Source organism: Agrobacterium sp. O3.4 (assembly GCF_041414895.1).
Lineage (GTDB): Bacteria > Pseudomonadota > Alphaproteobacteria > Rhizobiales > Rhizobiaceae > Agrobacterium > Agrobacterium cucumeris.
Genome location: NZ_JALPZP010000003.1, coordinates 82,308 through 103,850, shown reverse-complemented (window position 1 = coordinate 103,850; position 21,543 = coordinate 82,308). Strand labels below are relative to the sequence as shown.

18 protein-coding genes are annotated in these 21,543 nt (G+C 59.2%); 15 read left to right on the top strand and 3 right to left on the bottom strand.

What is annotated here, in order from left to right:
* Nucleotides 1-147 precede the first annotated feature (147 nt).
* From M0412_RS17700 to M0412_RS17670, 7 genes are all read left to right on the top strand, one after another.
* On the top strand, nt 148-3,144 hold the full coding sequence (locus M0412_RS17700; RefSeq protein ID WP_142842298.1) for a 2-oxoglutarate dehydrogenase E1 component: 2,997 nt from the start codon (nt 148-150) through the stop codon (nt 3,142-3,144).
* Between the two features lie 53 nt (nt 3,145-3,197).
* Entirely contained in the window at nt 3,198-4,427 is a 1,230-nt protein-coding gene (odhB, locus tag M0412_RS17695; RefSeq protein WP_269701181.1) for a 2-oxoglutarate dehydrogenase complex dihydrolipoyllysine-residue succinyltransferase, read from the top strand.
* Between the two features lie 69 nt (nt 4,428-4,496).
* Nucleotides 4,497-4,910 carry an MAPEG family protein gene (locus M0412_RS17690; RefSeq protein ID WP_142842300.1) on the top strand — a complete coding sequence of 138 codons (414 nt, stop codon included), beginning with the start codon at nt 4,497-4,499 and terminating at the stop codon, nt 4,908-4,910.
* 13 nt (nt 4,911-4,923) lie between these two features.
* Entirely contained in the window at nt 4,924-5,568 is a 645-nt protein-coding gene (locus tag M0412_RS17685) for a LysE family translocator (protein WP_269701185.1), read from the top strand.
* 67 nt (nt 5,569-5,635) lie between these two features.
* A complete protein-coding gene (gene lpdA, locus M0412_RS17680; protein WP_269701187.1) occupies nt 5,636-7,042 on the top strand; it encodes a dihydrolipoyl dehydrogenase in 1,407 nt (468 codons plus the stop codon).
* Nucleotides 7,043-7,169: 127 nt separating this feature from the next.
* A complete protein-coding gene (locus tag M0412_RS17675) occupies nt 7,170-7,670 on the top strand; it encodes a cytochrome b (protein ID WP_269701189.1) in 501 nt (166 codons plus the stop codon).
* A gap of 111 nt (nt 7,671-7,781) precedes the next feature.
* Nucleotides 7,782-8,270, top strand: a complete 489-nt coding sequence (locus tag M0412_RS17670; protein WP_269701191.1) for a DUF2867 domain-containing protein — start codon at nt 7,782-7,784, stop codon at nt 8,268-8,270.
* Here the strand turns inward: M0412_RS17670 and M0412_RS17665 are convergent.
* Together M0412_RS17665 and M0412_RS17660 are read right to left on the bottom strand one after the other, a co-directional pair.
* The gene (locus tag M0412_RS17665; protein ID WP_269701193.1) at nt 8,254-9,351 is read right to left on the bottom strand and encodes a TraB/GumN family protein; all 1,098 of its coding nucleotides are present in this window, start codon (nt 9,349-9,351) and stop codon (nt 8,254-8,256) included. The genes M0412_RS17670 and M0412_RS17665 overlap by 17 nt on opposite strands.
* Nucleotides 9,352-9,431: 80 nt before the next feature.
* Complete coding sequence (locus tag M0412_RS17660; RefSeq protein ID WP_269701196.1) at nt 9,432-10,379, bottom strand: tyrosine recombinase XerC; 948 nt, start codon at nt 10,377-10,379, stop codon at nt 9,432-9,434.
* A gap of 121 nt (nt 10,380-10,500) precedes the next feature.
* Here M0412_RS17660 and M0412_RS17655 point away from each other — a divergent pair, with 121 nt between their 5' ends.
* The 8 genes from M0412_RS17655 to fdhD all read left to right on the top strand — a co-directional run bounded on the left by M0412_RS17655 (nt 10,501) and on the right by fdhD (nt 19,646).
* Nucleotides 10,501-12,717: a primosomal protein N' gene (locus M0412_RS17655; protein WP_269701198.1), complete on the top strand. Its 2,217-nt coding sequence runs from the start codon at nt 10,501-10,503 to the stop codon at nt 12,715-12,717.
* 80 nt (nt 12,718-12,797) lie between these two features.
* A complete protein-coding gene (locus M0412_RS17650) occupies nt 12,798-13,184 on the top strand; it encodes a phage infection protein (protein WP_269701200.1) in 387 nt (128 codons plus the stop codon).
* 261 nt (nt 13,185-13,445) lie between these two features.
* Nucleotides 13,446-14,012, top strand: coding sequence for a F0F1 ATP synthase subunit delta (locus tag M0412_RS17645; protein WP_193559537.1), 567 nt, complete (start codon nt 13,446-13,448; stop codon nt 14,010-14,012).
* A complete protein-coding gene (gene atpA, locus M0412_RS17640) occupies nt 14,012-15,541 on the top strand; it encodes a F0F1 ATP synthase subunit alpha (protein WP_003492364.1) in 1,530 nt (509 codons plus the stop codon). The genes M0412_RS17645 and atpA overlap by 1 nt, the downstream gene beginning before the upstream one ends.
* Nucleotides 15,542-15,572: 31 nt before the next feature.
* On the top strand, nt 15,573-16,451 hold the full coding sequence (locus M0412_RS17635) for a F0F1 ATP synthase subunit gamma (protein ID WP_142842309.1): 879 nt from the start codon (nt 15,573-15,575) through the stop codon (nt 16,449-16,451).
* A gap of 23 nt (nt 16,452-16,474) precedes the next feature.
* On the top strand, nt 16,475-17,929 hold the full coding sequence (atpD, locus tag M0412_RS17630) for a F0F1 ATP synthase subunit beta (RefSeq protein ID WP_035221615.1): 1,455 nt from the start codon (nt 16,475-16,477) through the stop codon (nt 17,927-17,929).
* A 129-nt stretch (nt 17,930-18,058) separates the two neighbouring features.
* The gene (locus M0412_RS17625; protein ID WP_269701208.1) at nt 18,059-18,469 is read left to right on the top strand and encodes a F0F1 ATP synthase subunit epsilon; all 411 of its coding nucleotides are present in this window, start codon (nt 18,059-18,061) and stop codon (nt 18,467-18,469) included.
* A 361-nt stretch (nt 18,470-18,830) separates the two neighbouring features.
* Nucleotides 18,831-19,646, top strand: a complete 816-nt coding sequence (fdhD, locus tag M0412_RS17620; protein ID WP_142842385.1) for a formate dehydrogenase accessory sulfurtransferase FdhD — start codon at nt 18,831-18,833, stop codon at nt 19,644-19,646.
* A gap of 42 nt (nt 19,647-19,688) precedes the next feature.
* Here fdhD and M0412_RS17615 read toward each other — a convergent pair whose 3' ends face one another.
* Nucleotides 19,689-21,425: a methyl-accepting chemotaxis protein gene (locus M0412_RS17615; protein ID WP_161991390.1), complete on the bottom strand. Its 1,737-nt coding sequence runs from the start codon at nt 21,423-21,425 to the stop codon at nt 19,689-19,691.
* Between the last annotated feature and the right edge of the window lie 118 nt (nt 21,426-21,543).

Here is a 21,543-nt window from a genome sequence, read left to right as displayed (position 1 = left end):
GCTTTATCGCTGCGCTGCCCGATGCCGCAAAGACGATAGACAGACGGCATACCGCCCCGGCGGCAGACAGCAATAATCAAAGCGGCAGGCCGGTGAAACGGCCCTAACGGCATCGAGGAGGCGGACGGACAAGTCCGCAGGAACACAATGGCAAGGCAAGAAGCGAACGAGCAGTTTCAGATCACGTCGTTTCTGGACGGCGCGAATGCAGCCTATATCGAGCAGCTCTATGCCCGGTACGAAGAGGATCCCTCTTCCGTGTCGCCGGAGTGGCAGAGCTTCTTCAAGGCGTTGTCCGATAATCCGGAAGACGTGAAGAAGGCCGCACAAGGCGCCTCCTGGAAGCGCGCCAACTGGCCGATCCCGGCAAATGGCGAACTGGTATCCGCACTCGACGGCAACTGGGCCACGGTCGAGAAGGCCATCGAGAAAAAGGTTCAGGCGAAGGCCGAGACGAAGAGCGCCGCGACCGGCAAGCCCGTCAGCGAAGCGGAAGTGCTGCAGGCGACCCGTGACAGCGTTCGCGCCATCATGATGATCCGCGCCTACCGCATGCGCGGCCACCTGCATGCCAAGCTTGATCCGCTCGGCATCGCCAGCGCCGTTGAGGATTACAATGAGCTTTCGCCGAAGTCCTACGGCTTCGAGGAAAGCGATTACGACCGCAAGATTTTCATCGATAACGTGCTTGGCCTCGAATATGCGAGCGTGCGCGAGATGGTCGAGATTCTCGAGCGCACCTATTGCTCGACGCTCGGCGTCGAATTCATGCACATGTCCAACCCGGAAGAAAAGGGCTGGATTCAGGAGCGCATCGAAGGCCCGGACAAGGGCGTAGATTTCACGCCCGAGGGCAAGAAGGCCATTCTGTCCAAGCTGGTCGAAGCCGAAGGTTACGAGCAGTTCCTCGACGTGCGTTTCAAGGGCACCAAGCGTTTCGGCCTTGATGGCGGTGAATCGCTGATCCCGGCGCTCGAGCAGATCATCAAGCGCGGCGGCCAGGAAGGCCTGGAAGAAGTCGTTCTCGGCATGGCCCACCGTGGCCGCCTGAACGTCCTGACCAACGTCATGGGCAAGCCGCACCGCGCCGTGTTCCACGAATTCAAGGGCGGTTCGTTCAAGCCTGACGATGTCGAGGGTTCGGGCGACGTGAAGTACCATCTGGGTGCCTCCTCCGACCGCGAATTCGACGGCAACAAGGTTCACCTGTCGCTGACGGCCAACCCGTCGCACCTTGAAATCGTCAACCCTGTCGTCATGGGCAAGGCGCGCGCCAAGCAGGACCAGCTGGCCAAGCAGTGGGACGGCGACATCATTCCGCTTTCCGAACGCGCCAAGGTGCTGCCGCTGCTGCTGCACGGTGATGCCGCTTTTGCGGGTCAGGGCGTTGTTGCTGAAATTCTCGGCCTGTCCGGCCTGCGCGGTCATCGCGTTGCCGGCACCATGCATTTCATCATCAACAACCAGATCGGTTTCACGACGAACCCGGCCTTCTCGCGCTCGTCGCCTTACCCGTCCGACGTCGCCAAGATGATTGAAGCACCGATCTTCCACGTCAACGGTGACGATCCGGAAGCGGTTGTCTATGCGGCGAAGGTTGCGACCGAATACCGCATGAAGTTCCACAAGCCTGTCGTCATCGACATGTTCTGTTACCGCCGCTTCGGTCATAACGAAGGCGATGAGCCGGCGTTCACGCAGCCGAAGATGTACAAGGTCATCCGTGGCCACAAGACCGTCGCCCGCATCTATGCCGACCGCCTGATCGCGGAAGGCCTGATCACCGAAGGTGATTTCGAGAAGGTCAAGGCTGACTGGCGCGCCCATCTCGAGCAGGAGTTCGAGGCAGGTCAGTCGTACAAGCCGAACAAGGCCGACTGGCTGGACGGTCAGTGGTCGGGCCTGCGCGCTGCCGACAATGCCGATGAGCAGCGTCGTGGCAAGACCGGCGTGCCGATGAAGCAGCTGAAGGAAATCGGCAAGAAGCTGTCGACCATTCCTGAAGGTTTCACCGCGCATCGCACGATCCAGCGTTTCATGGAAAACCGCTCGCAGATGATCGAGACGGGTGAAGGCATCGACTGGGCGATGGCGGAAGCTCTGGCTTTCGGTTCGCTTGTCGTTGATGGCCACAAAATCCGTCTTTCCGGCCAGGATTGCGAACGCGGCACATTCTCGCAGCGCCACTCGGTTCTTTACGATCAGGAGACCGAAGAGCGTTACATCCCGCTCGCCAATCTCGCCCCGACGCAGGCCCGTTACGAAGTCATCAACTCGATGCTTTCGGAAGAAGCCGTTCTTGGTTTCGAATATGGCTACTCGCTTGCCCGTCCGAATGCGCTGACGCTGTGGGAAGCCCAGTTTGGTGACTTCGCCAACGGCGCGCAGGTGGTGTTCGACCAGTTCATCTCGTCGGGTGAACGCAAGTGGCTGCGCATGTCCGGTCTCGTCTGCCTTCTGCCGCATGGTTATGAAGGTCAGGGTCCGGAGCATTCGTCTGCCCGTCTGGAGCGCTGGCTGCAGATGTGTGCGGAAGACAACATGCAGGTCGCCAATGTGACGACGCCTGCCAATTACTTCCACATCCTGCGTCGCCAGATGAAGCGTGACTTCCGCAAGCCGCTGATCCTGATGACGCCGAAGTCGCTGCTGCGTCACAAGCGTGCCACTTCTTCGCTGGCGGAGCTGGCCGGCGAGTCCTCCTTCCACCGTCTCCTGTGGGACGATGCTGAAGTCATCAAGGATGGTCCGATCAAGCTGCAGAAGGATTCGAAGATCCGCCGTGTCGTCATGTGCACGGGCAAGGTCTATTACGATCTTCTCGAAGAGCGTGAAAAGCGCGGTATCGACGACATCTACCTGCTGCGCGTCGAACAGCTTTATCCGTTCCCGGCAAAGGCGCTCATCAACGAGCTTTCCCGTTTCCGCCACGCGGAAATGGTCTGGTGCCAGGAAGAGCCGAAGAACATGGGTTCGTGGTCGTTCATCGATCCTTACCTGGAATGGGTTCTGGCGCATATCGACGCCAAGTACCAGAAGGTCCGTTACACGGGCCGTCCGGCTGCCGCTTCTCCGGCGACCGGCCTGATGTCCAAGCACCTGGCGCAGCTTGCTGCGTTCCTGGAAGACGCGCTGGGAGAGTGAGAACTCTCCCGCATCGCCCCGCAAAAAAGACACCTGAATAACGGAACTAGATCATGGCCACTGAAATCCGCGTACCAACCCTCGGCGAATCCGTCAGCGAAGCGACCGTCGGCACCTGGTTCAAGAAGGTCGGCGATACCGTCAAGGCCGACGAACCTCTCGTTGAACTGGAAACCGACAAGGTTACCGTCGAAGTCCCGGCGCCCGCTTCCGGCGTGCTGACCGAAATCGTTGCACAGAACGGCGAGACCGTTGGTCTTGACGCGCTTCTCGGCCAGATCGCCGAAGGTGCTGCCGGCGCTGCGACCGCCGCACCGGCTGCAAAGCCTGCCGCCGCTGCCGCACCGGCACCCGCAGCAACCGCTGCTGCGCCCGCCGCCAGCGGCATGCCGCCGGCACCTGCCGCCGGCAAGCTGCTTGCTGAAAACAATCTGTCTGCCGATCAGGTCGACGGTTCGGGCAAGCGCGGTCAGGTTCTGAAGGGTGATGTTCTAGCCGCTGTCGCCAAGGGCGTTTCGGCACCTGCCGCCGCTCCGGCTCCGGTTGCTGCAGCTCCCCGTCCGGTTTCCGCCGAGCAGGATCAGGTTCGCGAAGAGCGCGTGAAGATGACCCGCCTGCGCCAGACGATCGCCCGTCGCCTGAAGGACGCACAGAACACCGCCGCCATGCTCACCACCTATAACGAGGTGGACATGAGCGCGGTTATGGACCTGCGCAACCGTTACAAGGACGTGTTCGAGAAGAAGCACGGCGTCAAGCTCGGCTTCATGGGCTTCTTCACCAAGGCCGTGACCCACGCGCTGAAGGAACTGCCGGCTGTCAACGCTGAAATCGACGGCACGGACATCATCTACAAGAACTATTGTCACGTCGGCATGGCTGTCGGCACCGACAAGGGTCTCGTTGTTCCTGTCATCCGCGATGCCGACCAGCTCTCCATCGCTGGCGTCGAAAAGGAACTCGGCCGCCTCGCCAAGGCAGCGCGTGACGGTTCGCTCGGCATGGCCGACATGCAGGGCGGCACCTTCACCATCACCAATGGTGGTGTCTACGGTTCGCTGATGTCTTCGCCGATCCTCAATGCGCCGCAGTCGGGTATTCTCGGCATGCACAAGATCCAGGAGCGCCCGGTCGCCATCGGCGGTCAGGTCATCATCCGCCCGATGATGTATCTGGCACTCTCCTACGATCACCGTATCGTTGACGGCAAGGAGGCCGTGACGTTCCTCGTTCGCGTCAAGGAAAGCTTGGAAGATCCGGAGCGTCTGGTTCTCGATCTCTAATCGGTCTTGCTTTTCCTTTCAGCGGGATTTCAACTGAGGTCCCGCTGAAATCGCATCAGGAGAGCGAAAGTGCAGCCGACATTTCTTGCCGCTTCCCCCTTTTTACCGCTGATCGGTCTTAGCGTCCTGTTGCTTGCTGTGCACATCATGCTGCAAGCCATGACGGCGACGCGGGAACTGGGGCTGGACTGGAATGCCGGTCCGCGCGATGCGGAGAAGAAACCGGAAGGCAGGCTTACCGGCCGTGCAGCCCGCGCGTCTGAAAATTTCCGGGAAACCTATCCCGCTTTTATAGCACTCGCCTTCGGCGTCATCATGGCCGGCGATCCGTCCGGACTGGCACTGACCGGCGCCTGGATATGGCTGATCTGCCGGGTGATTTACATACCGCTTTATCTGGCCGGCGTGCCTTATATCCGCTCATTGGTCTGGCTCGGCTCCATGCTCGGCCTCGCCCTGATGCTTTTCGTTTTGATGTTCTAGAGGCTTGTTTCAGATGCATCAGTATTTGATCGAACTTGCATCCCTGATGGCGATCTTCGCTTTCGCCATCGTGTCGCCCGGCGCTGATCTTGCTATGGTCATGCGCCAGGCCATGGTGCATGGGCGCAGGCAGGCCATCGTCACCAGCTTCGGTGTGGGAACGTCGCTGATGTTCCACGTCACCTATACGATCCTCGGACTTGGTCTCATCATTTCCCAATCGATCTATCTCTTCAACATCGTCAAATGGCTTGGCGTCGCCTATCTGATCTATATCGGCGTCAAGGCGCTGCGCGCCGGCAAGGCGGAATTGCCGTCGGCTGAAGGCGAGGGTGATGTTCAGGTCAAAAACAGCCAGACGGCGCTTAAGGCGTTCACGCTCGGTTTCGCCGCCAATGCGCTCAATCCCAAACCGGTGTTTTTCTTCCTGTCGATCTTTTCGACGGTGGTTCATGCCCATACGCCGGTCGCCATCAAATTCGGATATGGTCTCGTCATGGCGAGCTGCCTTATCCTGTGGTTCGTCGGCGTCAGCCTGTTCATGACGACGCCACGCATGCGCGCCGCATTTCAGCGCGCCAGCCAATGGATCGACCGCACCAGCGGCGTGGTCTTCATTGCACTCGGTATAAAACTCGCAACGGAAAAAGCGGCCTGAATTTCAGGTCAAACGCAAGCAGGGCAATGATCCGGTATCTTGCCCGACATCAATCAGGAAAACGAACATGGCATATGATGTAGTTGTAATCGGCACGGGCCCCGGCGGTTATGTTTGCGCGGTCAAGGCGGCACAGCTGGGCTTGAAGGTCGCTGTCATCGAGAAGCGTGCGACCTATGGCGGCACCTGCCTCAATGTCGGCTGCATTCCGTCGAAGGCGCTGCTGCACGCGTCCGAAACCTTTGCCCATGTTGCCCATGGCGTCGATTCGCTTGGTATCGAAGTCGCCGCGCCGAAGCTGAACCTTGAAAAGATGATGGGCCACAAGGACGGCGTGGTGAAGGCCAATGTCGATGGCGTCGCCTTCCTGTTCAAGAAGAACAAGATCGATGCCTTCCAGGGTACTGGCAAGGTGGTTTCCGCCGGCAAGGTTTCCGTCACCAACGACAAGGGCGAGAGCCAGGAAATCGAAGCCAAGAACATCGTCATCGCTACCGGTTCTGATGTTGCCGGCATTCCGGGCGTTCAGGTCGATATCGATGAAAGCGTCATCGTCTCCTCAACCGGTGCGATCGCTCTTTCCAAGGTTCCGGAAAAGCTGATTGTTGTCGGCGGTGGCGTCATCGGCCTCGAGCTTGGTTCGGTCTGGTCGCGTCTTGGCGGGAAGGTGACCGTCGTCGAATATCTCGACAATATTCTCGGTGGCATGGATGGCGAAGTTTCCAAGCAGTCGCAGCGTCTGCTGGCCAAGCAGGGCCTTGATTTCAAGCTCGGTGCCAAGGTAACGGCCGTTGAAAAGACCGCCACGGGCGCAAAGGTTGTGTTTGAGCCGGTCAAGGGTGGCGCTGCCGAAACGCTCGAAGCTGATGTCGTGCTGATCTCGACCGGTCGCAAGCCCTACACCGAAGGCCTCGGCCTTGCGGAAGCCGGTGTTGTGCTCGATAGCCGCGGCCGCGTCGAAATCGACGGCCACTACAAGACCAATGTCGACGGCATCTACGCGATCGGCGACGTGGTGAAGGGCCCGATGCTGGCGCACAAGGCGGAAGACGAGGGCGTTGCGCTTGCGGAAATCCTCGCCGGCCAGCGCGGCCATGTGAACTACGACGTCATTCCGGCAGTCGTCTATACACAGCCGGAAATCGCGTCCGTCGGCAAGACCGAGGAAGAACTGAAGGCCGCTGGCGTCGCTTACAAGGTCGGCAAGTTCCCCTTCACCGCCAATGGCCGCGCCCGCGCTATGCAGGTGACGGATGGTTTCGTGAAGATCCTTGCCGACAAGGAAACCGACCGGGTTCTCGGCGGCCACATCGTCGGCTTCGGCGCTGGCGAGATGATCCACGAGATCACCGTGCTGATGGAATTTGGCGGTTCTTCGGAAGATCTTGGCCGCACCTGCCATGCGCATCCGACCATGTCTGAAGCCGTGAAGGAAGCAGCGCTTGCGACGTTCTTCAAGCCGATCCACATGTGATCGGTGTTTGAGCCTGACGCTCAAATATTAAATTTCAGTCATCTGCTGAACCCTGGCTTGCCATGCAGGCCGGGGTTTTTCATACTTGCGCCATAGCCTGTCTAACCTTTTGATAAAAGGCAATAAAATGGCGTATTCCAGTCAAGTTTCATTCTCCGTTCCGCAGCGCGTCCTTCACTGGGCGATGGCGCTTCTGATCTTCTTCAACCTGCTATTTCCCGACGCCATGGCCCATGCCTATCGGCTGATGCGGCAGGGTGAAACATTGACGCCGGAGCAGATTTCTTCAGCCAATATTCACGCTTATGTCGGTTTTGCCGTCTTGCTGCTTGCGGTTCTGCGCCTCTGTCTGCGCTTCTTTCAGGGTGTGCCGCCGCATCCCGCAGAGGAGCCCCGGCCATTCCAGATCGCCGCCAAAGTGGCGCATTTCACCTTTTACGCCCTTTTCTTTGTCCTGCCTCTGTCCGGTATAGCCGCCTATTACTTCGGTGCTCAGCCGGCAGGGCAGTTACATTCCGGCCCCTTCAAGGCGCTGATGTGGGTGTTGATCGTCGGTCACGTCGCAGCTGTTCTGGTTCACCAGTTCTACTGGCGCACCAATGTTCTGAAACGAATGACACACGGCTAGGACAGGCTTCGTACTTTTGCCGAAAACACCAAGCGGCGGTTTGTCGCGTTTTCTGTCCGGCTGAAAAAGCAGATGGTGAACTCCAGCGCATCGTGCGGCTGGGGTTCAGGAATGCAATATAGCGAAGACATATTGCCGGGCGCTGACTGGCGGGATTGTTTTGAAGGCGAGATGGTGATGCCGGAAGCGTCGTCACTGGATGTGAGCAGGCTTCTTCTCGATCATCCCCCGGCATGGATCAGCAGCCTGATGGCGCTTCGAAACCGCATCGTCTTGCTTTTCGGCTTGAAAACGGTCGAGCTGGCGGCAGGCACCTCGGCGGGCGGTTTTCCGGTTCTGTCATCCACGCCGCAGCGGACAGTTCTCGGCTTCGATGATCACCATCTCGATTTCCGGATCGTTGTCGATCTCGAAGGGGACCCTAACCGCCAGTTGGTGAATGTCACCACCATCGTCAGGCGCAAGAATGTCTTTGGGCGGCTTTACATTCTCGTGGTGGGGCCGTTTCATCGCCGCATCGTGCCAGCGACGATGCGCCCGTTTTGCACCAATGTTCGGCCCGTCAAGATTAGGGATGAGACCGTCAGTCGACCCGCGTGAGCGTAAAGCCCTTTGCGCGCAGCAATTCGATCACGCCTTCTTCACCCGGCAGGTGCAGCGCGCCGACGGCCATGAAGACATTGCCCTTGGCAAGCTCGGGGGTCGCCCGATCCGCCATGACGTGATTGCGATCGGTGATGATGCGTTGCTCGAAGGCGGCGTAACCCTGTTCGCTCTCTGCCACTGCCTTCTTGGGATCCAGGCTTTTCAGCATGGGCATGGTCATGCCGATATCGCCGGCGACGTAGAGATCGGTCATGGTCTTCATCACGTCATCCATGCGATCGCCGAGTTCCAGCGTTTCGATCAAAGCCTGGAGATGAAATTCCATCGGCAGTTCTGACATGGCCGTCAACTGTTCGACCATCGTTTCCAACCCGACGAGACGTTTTCCGTCTGCGAGCGCATCTTCGGCCAGTTTCTTGTCGAGAAAGGAAAGGCCGGTTGCCTTGCGGGCGAACTCGCAGGCCGGAAGGGCGACGAAGCTCGAGAGCATCCATGGCTTCATGCGCGACACGGCATTCAGCGGAATGCCTCGCTCCTTCAGACCCTTTTCCAGACGCGCAACATTTTCGGGTGACAAAATATCGGTGATCGATTTGCCATCCAGAAACATGGTGAGTTCGGGTTTGCTCAGCAGCGAGGTCGCGACCTTCTTGTCGTCGACGATTTCGTCCGATTCCACGATGACAGTTGCGGCTTTTTCGAACGCAGGTGTCGCGGCGGCAGGCATTTCCAGAACGCGTGGATCGGTCACATGCATCGTACCGAGGAGATAAGACGGCTCAGTTCCGGCCTTTTCAATGCGCCAGAAATTGCCCTTGCCATTGGGGATGGCGGCCGCTTCCTGTTCGATCTTTGCGAAGGCCTGCGGATCGGTCTTGCGCATGTCCACGAGAATATCACTGCCGGTGCAGGTGATCTGTTGCTCTGCGGCTTCCGCCTCGCCCAGCGAAAGCAATGTCATGAGCAGGATGGCGATGGCAGTTACATGCAGGGCCGCCAGCAGCCAGAGCAGGGCGTCGCCGGTTTTGCCCATCAGGGTGGCGGTGAAGTTTTGTGGCTTTATCAGGCTGTGCATGGGTCCAATCCGGTTCTTGTTCGCTTATAGAACGGCGGTTTGGATGTCTGGTTAATCTTTATGGTTAACCATTTCCTGCGTCATGCGCGCGGGTGAGCATTGTCGTAGATTTCCAGCAGTCTTGCGGTGTCGACACCGGTATAGACCTGGGTGGTGGAAAGGCTGGCATGGCCGAGCAGTTCCTGAATTGTACGCAGATCGCCGCCGCCGGCCAGAAGATGCGTGGCGAAGGAATGGCGCAGCGCATGTGGCGTGGCGTTTTCCGGCAGGCCGAAAGCGCCGCGCAGCTTCTGCATTTCCCGCTGGATGATGGCGGGCTGTAACTTGCCGCCGCGTGCGCCAAGGAACATCGGTTCATTCGCCACCAGAGCATAGGGGCAAAGCTTCCTGTAGGCATCGACCGCTTCCGTCACCACTGCCAGCAGCGGCACGATGCGCGTCTTGTTGCCCTTGCCGGTGATGCGCAGGCTGCGGGCACCGGGTGGAAAATCGGCCGGCGTCAGACCGAGCGCCTCGGAAATACGGAGGCCGCAGCCGTAAAGCAGCGAGAGGACTGCCGCATTGCGGGCGGCGATCCACGGTTCCTCGTTCAACTGTGCCTCGGCCGTGGTGATCTTCAGGGCCTGTCGATCGGTCAGCGGCTTCGGCAGCGATTTCGGCTGTTTTGGTGCGCGCATCGCGGTGGCACCGGCCGCATTGACGAGGCCTTTTTTTTGCAGGTGGCGAAGAAGGGAGCGCAGTCCCGCCAGATGTCGGCCGAGTGAACGCGCGCCGGCACCTTCCTTGCGCCGGTTGGCCAGAAAGGCGCGAAGATCGACCGGGCGCAGATCGGCTATATCGGTAATGGCGGCGGGTTTGCCAATGTAACCGGTAAGGAACGTCAGGAATTGGCGGGTGTCGCGCTCATAGGCCTCCACGGTATTGTCGGAAAGACGGCGTTCGCCGGTCAGGGCGGCGAGCCAGGACTGGCGTTCGTTCAACAGATCGGGTTCGGCAAATGTCAGGATTTCAGTCACGCAGCGCTCCATTCCGTGTCCCAACGCTATGCTCTTATGGTCAGCATTTGGTTAAGAGGTGGACTTTGCAAAGCCCGCCCACTACATGCGGGCGGTTTCCTTTTTCATTTCGCCGGGGCATGGTCGCCACATCATGGCAAAAGATTCGTCCAATCTTTTTGGAGCTCTGTTTGACCCGCCGGCGCCCGTGCGCACGGTGCCCGTTCTTGTGCCCATGCCGGCGCCCGGACCTTATAGTTATGCCGTGCCTGACGATATGGTGGTTGAGACCGGTTCCGTCGTTCAGGTGCCGCTCGGGCCCCGGCAGGTCTTCGGCGTGGTGTGGGACGATGCCGGCGACAAGGGCGTTGACCCCAAGAAGCTGCGGCCCATTACCAAGAGTTTCGAATGCCCGCCGCTGAAGGCGGAGATGCGCCGCTTCGTGGACTGGGTCGCCGCCTATACGCTGTCGCCCCCCGGACTCGTGGCGCGCATGGCGCTTCGAGCGCCTGCCGCCTTCGATCCAGAACCGATGATCGAGGGCCTTCGGCTGACCGAAGGCAGGCCGGAGCGCCTTACCCCCGCCCGCGAGCGGGTGATGGAACTGGCGGCAGAGGGGCATGGCTGGACGAAGAGCGGGCTTGCCCATGCCGCCGGCGTTTCAACCAGTGTCATCGACGGTCTCGTCAAGCAGGGAGTGTTCGAGACGGTTTTTCTGCCGGCGCCGCCTGTCGTGGCCGAGCCTGATCCCGATTATGTCGAGCCGCGGCTGGAAGGCCCGCAGAAACAGGCCGCTTCGGAAATCCTTGAAGATGTGCGCAAGGGCGGCTTTCATGTTTCGCTGATCGATGGTGTGACCGGTTCGGGTAAAACCGAGGTTTATTTCGAGGCGGTGGCCGAGACGCTTCGTCAGGGCAAGCAGGTTCTCATCCTGTTGCCTGAAATCGCATTGACGGCGGCCTTTCTTGAGCGTTTTCAGGATCGTTTCGGCGCGAAACCGGCGGAATGGCATTCGGACCTGTCGCCGCGCATGCGGGAAAAGGTCTGGCGGCAGGCGGTGACGGGCGAGGTGAAGGTGGTGGCCGGCGCGCGCTCGGCGCTTTTCCTGCCCTTCGACAATCTCGGTCTCATCATCGTCGATGAAGAGCACGACCCCGCCTACAAGCAGGAAGACCGCGTCTTTTATAATGCCCGTGACATGGCCGTCGTCAGGGCGCGGATCGCAGAATTTCCTGTGGTGCTGGTGTCGGCAACGCCGTCGGTGGAAAGCCAGGTCAATGGCAGTTCGGGGCGTTACAATACCATCCACCTGCACACGCGCTTCGGCGATGCGGCGATGCCGGACCTGCATCTCGTTGATATGCGCCGCCATCCGCCGGAGCGGGGAGGGTTTCTCTCACCCGTCCTGCTGCGTGGTATCGGCAAGACCATAGAGAAGGGCGAGCAGGCGCTGCTGTTCCTCAATCGCCGCGGTTATGCGCCGCTGACGCTTTGCCGGGTCTGCGGCCACCGTTTCCAGTGCCCGCAATGTTCCAGCTGGCTGGTGGAGCACCGCTTCCGCAATCAATTGCAGTGCCACCAGTGTGGCCACAATGAGCCGACGCCGGACCATTGCCCGGAGTGCGGCACCTTCGATCATCTGGTGGCCTGCGGGCCGGGCGTGGAGCGCATTGCGGAAGAGGTGGAGAAACATTTCCCCGAGGCCCGCACCATCGTGCTCTCCTCCGATCTCATGGGCGTCAAGCGCCTGCGGCTGGAGCTGGAGGCGATCGTCAAGGGTGAGGCGGACATCGTCATTGGCACACAGCTCGTCGCCAAGGGACATAATTTTCCGCTGATGACGCTCGTCGGCATCGTTGATGCCGATCTCGGCCTTGCCAATGGTGACCCACGCGCAGCAGAGCGAACGTTCCAGCTGCTCTCGCAGGTGACGGGGCGCGCCGGGCGCACAGGGTTGAAGAGCCATGGCCTGCTGCAGACTTACCAGCCGCAGCATCCCGTCATGCAGGCAATCGTTTCGGGTGATGCCTCGGCTTTTTATGAAAGAGAGATCGTCGAGCGGGAAAAGGCCGTTCTGCCGCCCTTTGGACGTCTTGCCTCGATCATCGTTTCCGCCGATACGCGCGGAGAGGCCGAAACCCATGCGCGGGGTTTGAGGGCTGCTGCCCCGCAGGTTACTGGCATCATGCTGCTTGGCCCGGCGGAAGCGCCGCTGGCGCTGATCCGTGGGCGCCATCGTTTCCGTCTGCTGGTGCACGGGCGACGCAATTCCGACATGCAGTCCTTTCTTCGGACGCTGCTGGCCAATGGCCCCAAGGAACGGGGCAGCGTGCATGTGCAGCTTGATATCGATCCGCAAAGTTTCCTTTGAACTTTGCCAATCAAGGCGTTTTCCCGCTGTCATGACCGTGTCATAACGCAGCAGGCGAAAAGAATGATTTGGGGAGCGAGATGGAGTTTTATTTTCCTGCCGAATTCGGCGAGCAGCTAGCATTCGGTGCGGCAGCGGTGTCGGCCGTGATCGGCCTTTTTTTCATGTTCGCACCCGGGATGACGCTGCGCGGTTTCGGTCTTCAGCCGGCTGGTGAGCGCAGGGATGGTTACGCGCTTGCGCGTTCGTCGCTTGCCGGCTTTTATCTTGGTCTCGGCGCTGCCGCCCTGCTTCTGGCGCAGCCCATGGTCTATCTCGCTTTCGGTGCGGCTTTCGGTCTCAGCGTATTCGGCGGCATTCTCTCCATTCTCTCGGATGGAGGCGCAACCATGCGGAATTTCATACTCCTGGTTGTACACTTTCTGCTGTCCGCGCTCTCGCTGAGCTACGTCTTCGGGCTGGTCTGAGGCGGGCTTTTGGACTTTTGTGCCGCACCAAACCCGCATCCTGAGCGAAAACGGAAAATTTAAACGCATTCCCCCTTGCCCAAACGGCGCTTTCCGCTATTACGCGTGTTGCGAGTCCCGGCGTCCTATGCTAGACGGACCGCGAAATTGGGAAAAGGCAGGGGGGAATTCCGGTCTTTTTCGGGGAAATTGAAACGATTTCAAGAATTTGATGCGGTGGAGCCCCCTCGCTGATGATCTTGGATGATTAGCAGGGAAAAAGTGCCCGTGGCAGACACCTCCCAGGGAACATCCGGTGTAGCGGAAAGGTATGCGTCGTCGCTTTTCGAGCTTGCTTTGGAAGCGGGTGCGGTTGAAGCGGTTGGAGCCGATCTGGACAAGTTCGGTGCACTTCTCGACGAAAGCGACGATTTGAAGCGTCTGGTTGCGAGCCCGGTATTTTCCGCCGAGGATCAGTTCAAGGCAATCACCGCGATCTGCGAGAAGGCCGGCATTGCCGGTCTTGCTGTTAATTTCCTCAAGGTCGTTGCCAGTAACCGCCGTCTCTTTGCCGTTCCCGGCATGATCCGCGCCTATCGCACCATTGCCGCCGCCCACCGCGGCGAAATCACCGCCGAGGTTACCTCGGCACATGCGCTCGACGAGGCGCAGGAAACTGAACTGAAAGCGGCGCTGAAGAGCGTTACCGGCAAGGATGTGACGATTTCCGTTACCGTCGATCCGTCGATCCTCGGCGGCCTGATCGTCAAGGTCGGTTCCCGCCAGATCGATACGTCTCTTCGCACCAAACTTTCCACCCTTAAGCTTGCACTGAAAGAGGTTGGCTGATGGATATCCGCGCCGCGGAAATTTCCGCAATTCTGAAAGATCAAATCAAAAATTTCGGCAACGAGGCGGAAGTCTCGGAAGTCGGTCAGGTGCTTTCCGTCGGTGACGGTATTGCCCGCGTTTACGGCCTCGACAATGTTCAGGCCGGTGAAATGGTCGAGTTCCCCGGCGGCATCCGCGGCATGGCACTCAACCTTGAAGCCGACAACGTCGGTGTGGTTATCTTCGGTTCGGACCGTGACATCAAGGAAGGCGACACCGTAAAGCGGACTGGCGCTATCGTTGACGTTCCCGTTGGTCCGGAACTGCTCGGCCGCGTCGTTGACGCGCTTGGCAACCCGATCGACGGCAAGGGCCCGATCAATGCCGCCAAGCGTTCGCGCGTTGACGTCAAGGCTCCCGGCATCATTCCGCGCAAGTCGGTTCATGAGCCGATGTCGACCGGCCTCAAGGCTATCGACGCGCTCATCCCGGTTGGCCGTGGCCAGCGCGAGCTCGTCATCGGCGACCGCCAGACCGGCAAGACCGCGATCATTCTCGACACGATCCTGAACCAGAAGGCCATTCACGACAATGGCCCTGACGGCGACAAGCTTTATTGCGTCTACGTCGCTATCGGTCAGAAGCGTTCGACCGTTGCCCAGTTCGTCAAGGTTCTGGAAGAGCGCGGCGCGCTGCAGTACTCGATCATCGTTGCCGCAACGGCTTCCGATCCGGCTCCGATGCAGTACCTCGCTCCGTTCGCCGGCTGCGCCATGGGCGAATATTTCCGTGACAACGGCAAGCACGCTCTCATCGGTTACGACGACCTTTCCAAGCAGGCCGTTGCCTATCGTCAGATGTCGCTTCTGCTGCGTCGTCCTCCGGGCCGCGAAGCTTATCCGGGCGACGTTTTCTACCTTCACTCCCGTCTTCTCGAGCGCGCTGCAAAGCTCTCCGACGAAATGGGCGCAGGTTCGCTGACGGCTCTGCCGGTCATCGAAACCCAGGGTAACGACGTTTCGGCCTTTATTCCGACCAACGTGATCTCGATCACCGACGGCCAGATCTTCCTTGAAACCGACCTGTTCTACCAGGGCATCCGTCCGGCCGTTAACGTCGGTCTGTCGGTTTCGCGCGTTGGCTCTGCCGCTCAGATCAAGGCGATGAAGCAGGTTGCCGGTTCGATCAAGGGTGAACTCGCCCAGTATCGCGAAATGGCCGCTTTTGCCCAGTTCGGCTCGGACCTTGATGCGTCCACGCAGCGCCTGCTTAACCGCGGTGCCCGCCTGACCGAGCTTCTGAAGCAGCCGCAGTTCTCTCCGCTCAAGACGGAAGAGCAGGTTGCGGTGATCTTCGCTGGTGTCAACGGCTACCTCGACAAGATCCCGGTCGCACAGGTCGGCAAGTTCGAGCAGGGTTTCCTCTCCTACCTCCGCTCGGAAGGCAAGGCGATCCTCGACACCATCCGCACGGAAAAGGCTATCAGCGACGATACCAAGGGCAAGCTCAAGGGCGCTCTTGATACCTTCGCCAAGTCTTTCTCTTAAATCAGGGCTCTTTTACTCGGACGGATAACGGATGCCTTCACTAAAGGATCTGAAAAACCGCATTGCCTCCGTGAAGGCGACGCAGAAGATTACCAAGGCGATGAAAATGGTCGCCGCGGCGAAGCTTCGGCGCGCCCAGGAAGCTGCGGAGGCCGCCCGGCCTTATTCTCAGCGCATGAGCGCCGTTCTTGCCAACATCGCCTCGGCGGTCGAGGCAGACGTTGCTCCGGCGCTGATGACCGGCACCGGCAAGGACGACGTGCATCTGCTCGTCGTCTGCACGGCTGAACGTGGTCTTTGCGGCGGTTTCAACTCGCAGATTTCCCGTTTTGCCCGCGATCATGCCCGCAAGCTGATTTCGGAAGGCAAGACGGTCAAGATCATCACGGTTGGCAAGAAGGGTTACGACAGCCTTCGCCGCGAATTTGCAGCCAACATCATCGAGCGCGTCGAACTGCGCGAAGTGAAGAAGGTCGGTTTTGAAAATGCCGACCAGATCGCCAAGAAGGTGATCTCGCTCTTCAACGCGGGTGAATTCGACGTCTGCACGCTGATCTATTCGGAATTCAAGTCCGTCATCAGCCAGATCCCGACCGGCCTGCAGCTCATTCCGGCCGCTACGCCTGTTGTGGAAGCGGATGAGACGACGCAGAACGCCGTCTACGAATATGAGCCGGATGCGGCTTCTATTCTGGAAGACCTTATTCCGCGCAACATTTCGGTTCAGGTTTTCCGGGCTCTGCTCGAAAACGTTGCCGGTGAAATGGGCGCCAAGATGAGCGCGATGGACAATGCAACGCGCAATGCCGGTGAGATGATCAACAAGCTGACGCTTTCCTACAACCGTCAGCGTCAGGCTCAGATCACCAAGGAACTCATTGAAATCATTTCGGGCGCGGAAGCGCTCTGAGGTAAGGAAAGAGGGTAAGGATAATGGCTAAGGCAGCTACCCCCAAGAAAACCGCAGCGGTGAACGGCGCGGGCAAGGTTACCCAGGTTATCGGCGCTGTTGTCGACGTGGCGTTCGAAGGCGAACTGCCTCCGATCCTGAACGCGCTCGAAACCGAGAACAACGGCAACCGCCTCGTTCTGGAAGTCGCACAGCATCTCGGCGAAAACGTCGTCCGCACGATCGCCATGGACTCGACCGAAGGTCTCGTCCGCGGTCAGGCCGTCGCCAACACCGGCGCACCGATCGAAGTTCCGGTCGGTCCGGAAACGCTCGGCCGCATCATGAACGTCATCGGCGAGCCGGTTGACGAAGCTGGTCCGATCACCACGGCCAAGAAGCGCGCCATCCACCAGGATGCACCGTCTTACGTCGAGCAGTCGACCGAAGCGCAGATCCTTGTCACCGGCATCAAGGTCGTTGACCTTCTGGCTCCTTACGCCAAGGGCGGCAAGATCGGCCTGTTCGGCGGCGCCGGCGTTGGCAAGACGGTTCTCATCATGGAACTGATCAACAACGTCGCCAAGGCGCATGGTGGTTATTCGGTATTCGCCGGCGTGGGTGAACGTACCCGCGAAGGTAACGACCTCTACCACGAAATGATCGAATCGAACGTCAACAAGCTTGGCGGCGGCGAAGGCTCCAAGGCTGCGCTCGTTTACGGCCAGATGAACGAACCGCCGGGCGCCCGCGCTCGCGTTGCTCTGACCGGTCTGACGATCGCTGAAAACTTCCGTGACGAAGGCCAGGACGTTCTGTTCTTCGTGGACAACATCTTCCGCTTCACGCAGGCTGGTTCGGAAGTGTCGGCTCTGCTCGGTCGTATTCCTTCGGCCGTGGGTTATCAGCCGACGCTGGCAACCGACATGGGCCAGATGCAGGAACGCATCACCACCACGAACAAGGGTTCGATCACCTCGGTTCAGGCGATTTACGTTCCCGCCGACGACTTGACCGACCCGGCGCCGGCAACCTCGTTCGCGCATCTTGACGCAACGACGGTTCTGTCGCGTTCGATCGCTGAAAAGGGTATTTACCCGGCTGTTGACCCGCTCGACTCCACCTCGCGTATGCTCGACCCGATGATCGTCGGCGAAGAGCACTACGAAGTTGCCCGTAAGGTTCAGTCGACCCTGCAGCGCTACAAGTCGCTTCAGGACATCATCGCCATCCTCGGCATGGATGAACTGTCGGAAGAAGACAAGCTGACGGTTGCCCGCGCCCGTAAGATCGAGCGCTTCCTGTCGCAGCCGTTCTTCGTCGCTGAAGTCTTCACCGGTTCGCCGGGCAAGCTCGTTGCGCTCGAAGACACGATCAAGGGCTTCAAGGGCCTGGTCAACGGCGAATATGACAGCCTGCCGGAAGCAGCTTTCTACATGGTCGGCTCGATGGAAGAAGCCATCGAAAAGGCAAAGAAGCTGGCTGGCGAAGCCGCCTGATAATGAATTGGCGGGCGCGTGGTTCAACTGCGCGCCTTGCCGGCAACGGTGGCGAAACCGGAATGGTGATGCCGGCGTTGTAGCAATGAAGTCCGTGACGCCCGCGTAATTGAAAAGAAGTGAATAGCCATGGCTGACAGTTTCAAATTCGATCTCGTTTCCCCGGAACGTCTGCTCATTTCCGAAACGGTTACGGAAGTCGTCATCCCGGCAACGCTGGGTGAGATGACGGTTCTGGCCAATCACGCTCCGACGATGACGACGATCAAGCCGGGTCTGGTGACGGTGAAGTTCGCCTCCGGTGAGACGCATAAATACGTCGTTTTCGGCGGTTTTGCCGATATCCTCCCGACCGGTTGCACGCTTCTGGCGGAATCCGCCGTTTCGGCCGATGATATGTCCCCCGACACGCTGCAGAAGCGTATCGATGCGGCCAAGGCCGAAATCGAAGAGGGCAATCACCACCACGAGCATCTGACCAAGCTTGAAAAGCACCTTTACGAACTGACGAACCTGCATGAGGTTCTCGTCGCCGCTTGAAAGCACCGGGCGGGTTCGAAAGAATGACTGCCCACACAATATTCAAAACAAAAAGCGGCCTTTGGGTCGCTTTTTTGTTTTCGGCTATCGCCACTCTCTGATGAGAAAAGGCCGTCTCTTCTTTTTCAGGCGCGTGTTGCGAGCCGTTTGGCCTCTCTGGAGCACTCGAGCAGAAAGCAGATCACTGCTCTGCCGGAAAATCGACGAAAGCAAAGATGCGGTGCGTGGCCGCGGGTCTGTTCCAGCAGGTGATGCTTGGGAAATTGATTCCGGTTTTCACCGCTATGGGCTAGATGTGATGTCGGAGAAAAATGCTGCTTTTCGATCGGGAGTGAGGCGAGGCAGTTTTGGCCATGGAGGAATGATCGCCGTGTCAGCAGAGGCAAGTTACCGAAGGTTCACGCGAACCGCGCGGCGGGAAGGGCTCATAATCGAGGGCGAGCGCTCTGTGCCGGAGGAAGTGCCGGTCGCCTTTTCATACGGCGGTAGTACGCATGCCGTGATGATGGCCAGTCCGGCCGATCTCAGCGATTTTGCCGTCGGTTTCAGCCTGACAGAGGGCATCATATCGTCGCGTGCTGACATCCGTTCCATCGAGGTGATCGAGGCCGGGCAAGGCTATGATGTTCAGGTGGATCTGCAGGATGCCAATGCCGATGCCCTGCGGGCCAGAAGACGGAATATGGCAGGTCCGGTCGGTTGCGGTCTTTGCGGTATAGAATCCATAGAGCAGGCGGTTCGCGTGGTGCCGGATGTGAGCCAGGTAGAACTCTCCGTTGACGCCCATCACATCGTCGCCGCGATGAAGGCGTTGACTGACGCACAAAGCCTCAACCGGGAGACAAGGGCCGTTCACGGTGCAGGGTTTTATAGCGTTCACGAGGGATTGCTGGCGGTGCGTGAAGATGTCGGTCGCCACAACGCTCTCGACAAACTCGCAGGTGCCGTCATGAATGCGGACATATCTTCCCGTGCTGGCATGGTGGCCGTCACCAGTCGCCTGTCGGTGGAGATGGTCCAGAAGACTGCGATCCTCGGCAGTGCCGTTCTGGCGGCGATTTCTGCACCCACAGCGCTTGCCATTGAAACGGCCGATAGGGCGGGTGTCACCCTCATTGCGCTGGTGCGGGGTGAAGACTTTGAAATCTTCACCCGCGCGGATCGGATTGTTTTCTGACATTTAAGGCCGCCTCCCTTAGCGGCCTTCCGCTTCAGGGGGCTAAAACTCCGCCCATTCTGCTGCCGCGTTTCCGTGAGACCTTGGTGCGGAATATCGCGCCTGTGGTGCCGGCAATCTGGTAACCACGGCCGGTTTCCTGTCGGCTGGACGAGCGGGTGCTGCCGCGGTCTCATGCGATATTGTGAATTGCCGCAGCAATTCGTGCAGGTTTTCCGCCTCATTGGCAAGGCCGTGGCTGGCGGCGGTGGTTTCTTCCACCATGGCGGCGTTTTTCTGGGTTGCCTGATCCATGACGTTAACGGCCTGATTGATCTCCCTCAGCCCGTTGGCCTGCTCGCGCGATGCCTCGACGATGGCCGAAACATTGACGTCGATTTCACCCATCTGCGATTGAATATCCTTGAGGGCGCTGCCAGTTCGGCCCACGAGGTCCACACCATTGGCGACCTGTTCGCGCGAGGTGTTGATGAGGGATTTGATTTCCTTGGCGGCCACGGCGGAACGTTGTGCAAGCTCGCGGACCTCTTGTGCCACGACGGCGAAACCTTTGCCTGCCTCACCGGCGCGGGCGGCTTCAACGCCCGCATTCAGTGCGAGAAGATTGGTCTGGAAGGCAATGTCATCGATTACACCGATAATGTTGGTGATCTCGCCGGACGAACGCGAAATGGCGTCCATCGCGGAAATCGCCTGCTGAACGATTTCGCCCGAATGTTCGGCATGATCTTTCGTTCGCAGCACCAGCTTGCCTGCTTCGCCGGCGCGCTGGCTGGCATCGCTTACCGTCGTGGTAATTTCTTCCAGTGCCGCTGCCGTCTCTTCCAGCGAGGCGGCCTGCTGTTCGGTGCGCTGCGAGAGTTGATCGGCAGCAATGCGGATTTCGCCCGAGCCTGATGCGATGGTGGAGGCATTGTGGGCGATCGTCTGCATGGTGGCCTGAAGTTTACCGACAACTTCGTTGAAGTCCTGGCGCAACTTCTCCATGCTGGGCACGAAACTGTTGTCGAGGCGCTGCACAAGATCACCATCGGCCAGGGCCCGCAGGGCATCGGCAAGAACGGTGATGGCGCTCATGCGCGGCGTCACGTCGGTGGCAAATTTCACCACTTTCACCACTTTGCCGGCGTCATCCAGAACTGGATTATAGGCGGCCTGAATCCATATTTCCTTGCCGTTCTTGCCATAGCGAACAAATTCATCCGAGATGAATTCTCCGGCTGCCAGCCGCTGCCAGAAACTGGCATAGGCGGGCGAGGTGGCATAGGCCGGATCGCAGAACATGCGATGGTGCCTGCCCTCGATTTCCTTGAGGTCGTAATTTACGGTGGCGCAGAAATTTGGATTGGCGGTGATGATCGTGCCGTCGGGAAAAAACTCGATGGTGGCCTGCGAGCGGGAAAGCGCCTCCAGTTTGCCGGCGTCTTCCGCGGCCTTGATCTTCTTGGCGGTGATATCGGTGGCGATCTTGATCACCTTGTAGGGCTTGCCCGAACGAAAAACCGGATTGTAGGAAGCCTCGATCCAGATAACCGCGCCATCCTTGCGAATACGCCGATATTCCTTGGCCTGAAACTCGCCACGGGCGAGAGATTCCCAGAACTCCTGATAGGCACGCGATGCGGCGAATTCGCCGTCGCAGAAGATGCGATGGTGCTTGCCGGTGATTTCGGCAAGATCATATCCCAACGCTGCGCAGAAATTGCGGTTTGCCGTGAGAATATTACCTTTAAGATCGAATTCTATGACCGCCTGCGATCTGGAGATCGCATCGAGCATGTTTCGGTTATCTGCGCTTTTCCCTAACCCCAGCATTGGACGTCCCCCGAATATCGGCCACAGCGCGGCCAGCCGCATAAGAGGATGCGTTCCGCGCCGTATCATGTTGAACAACGAA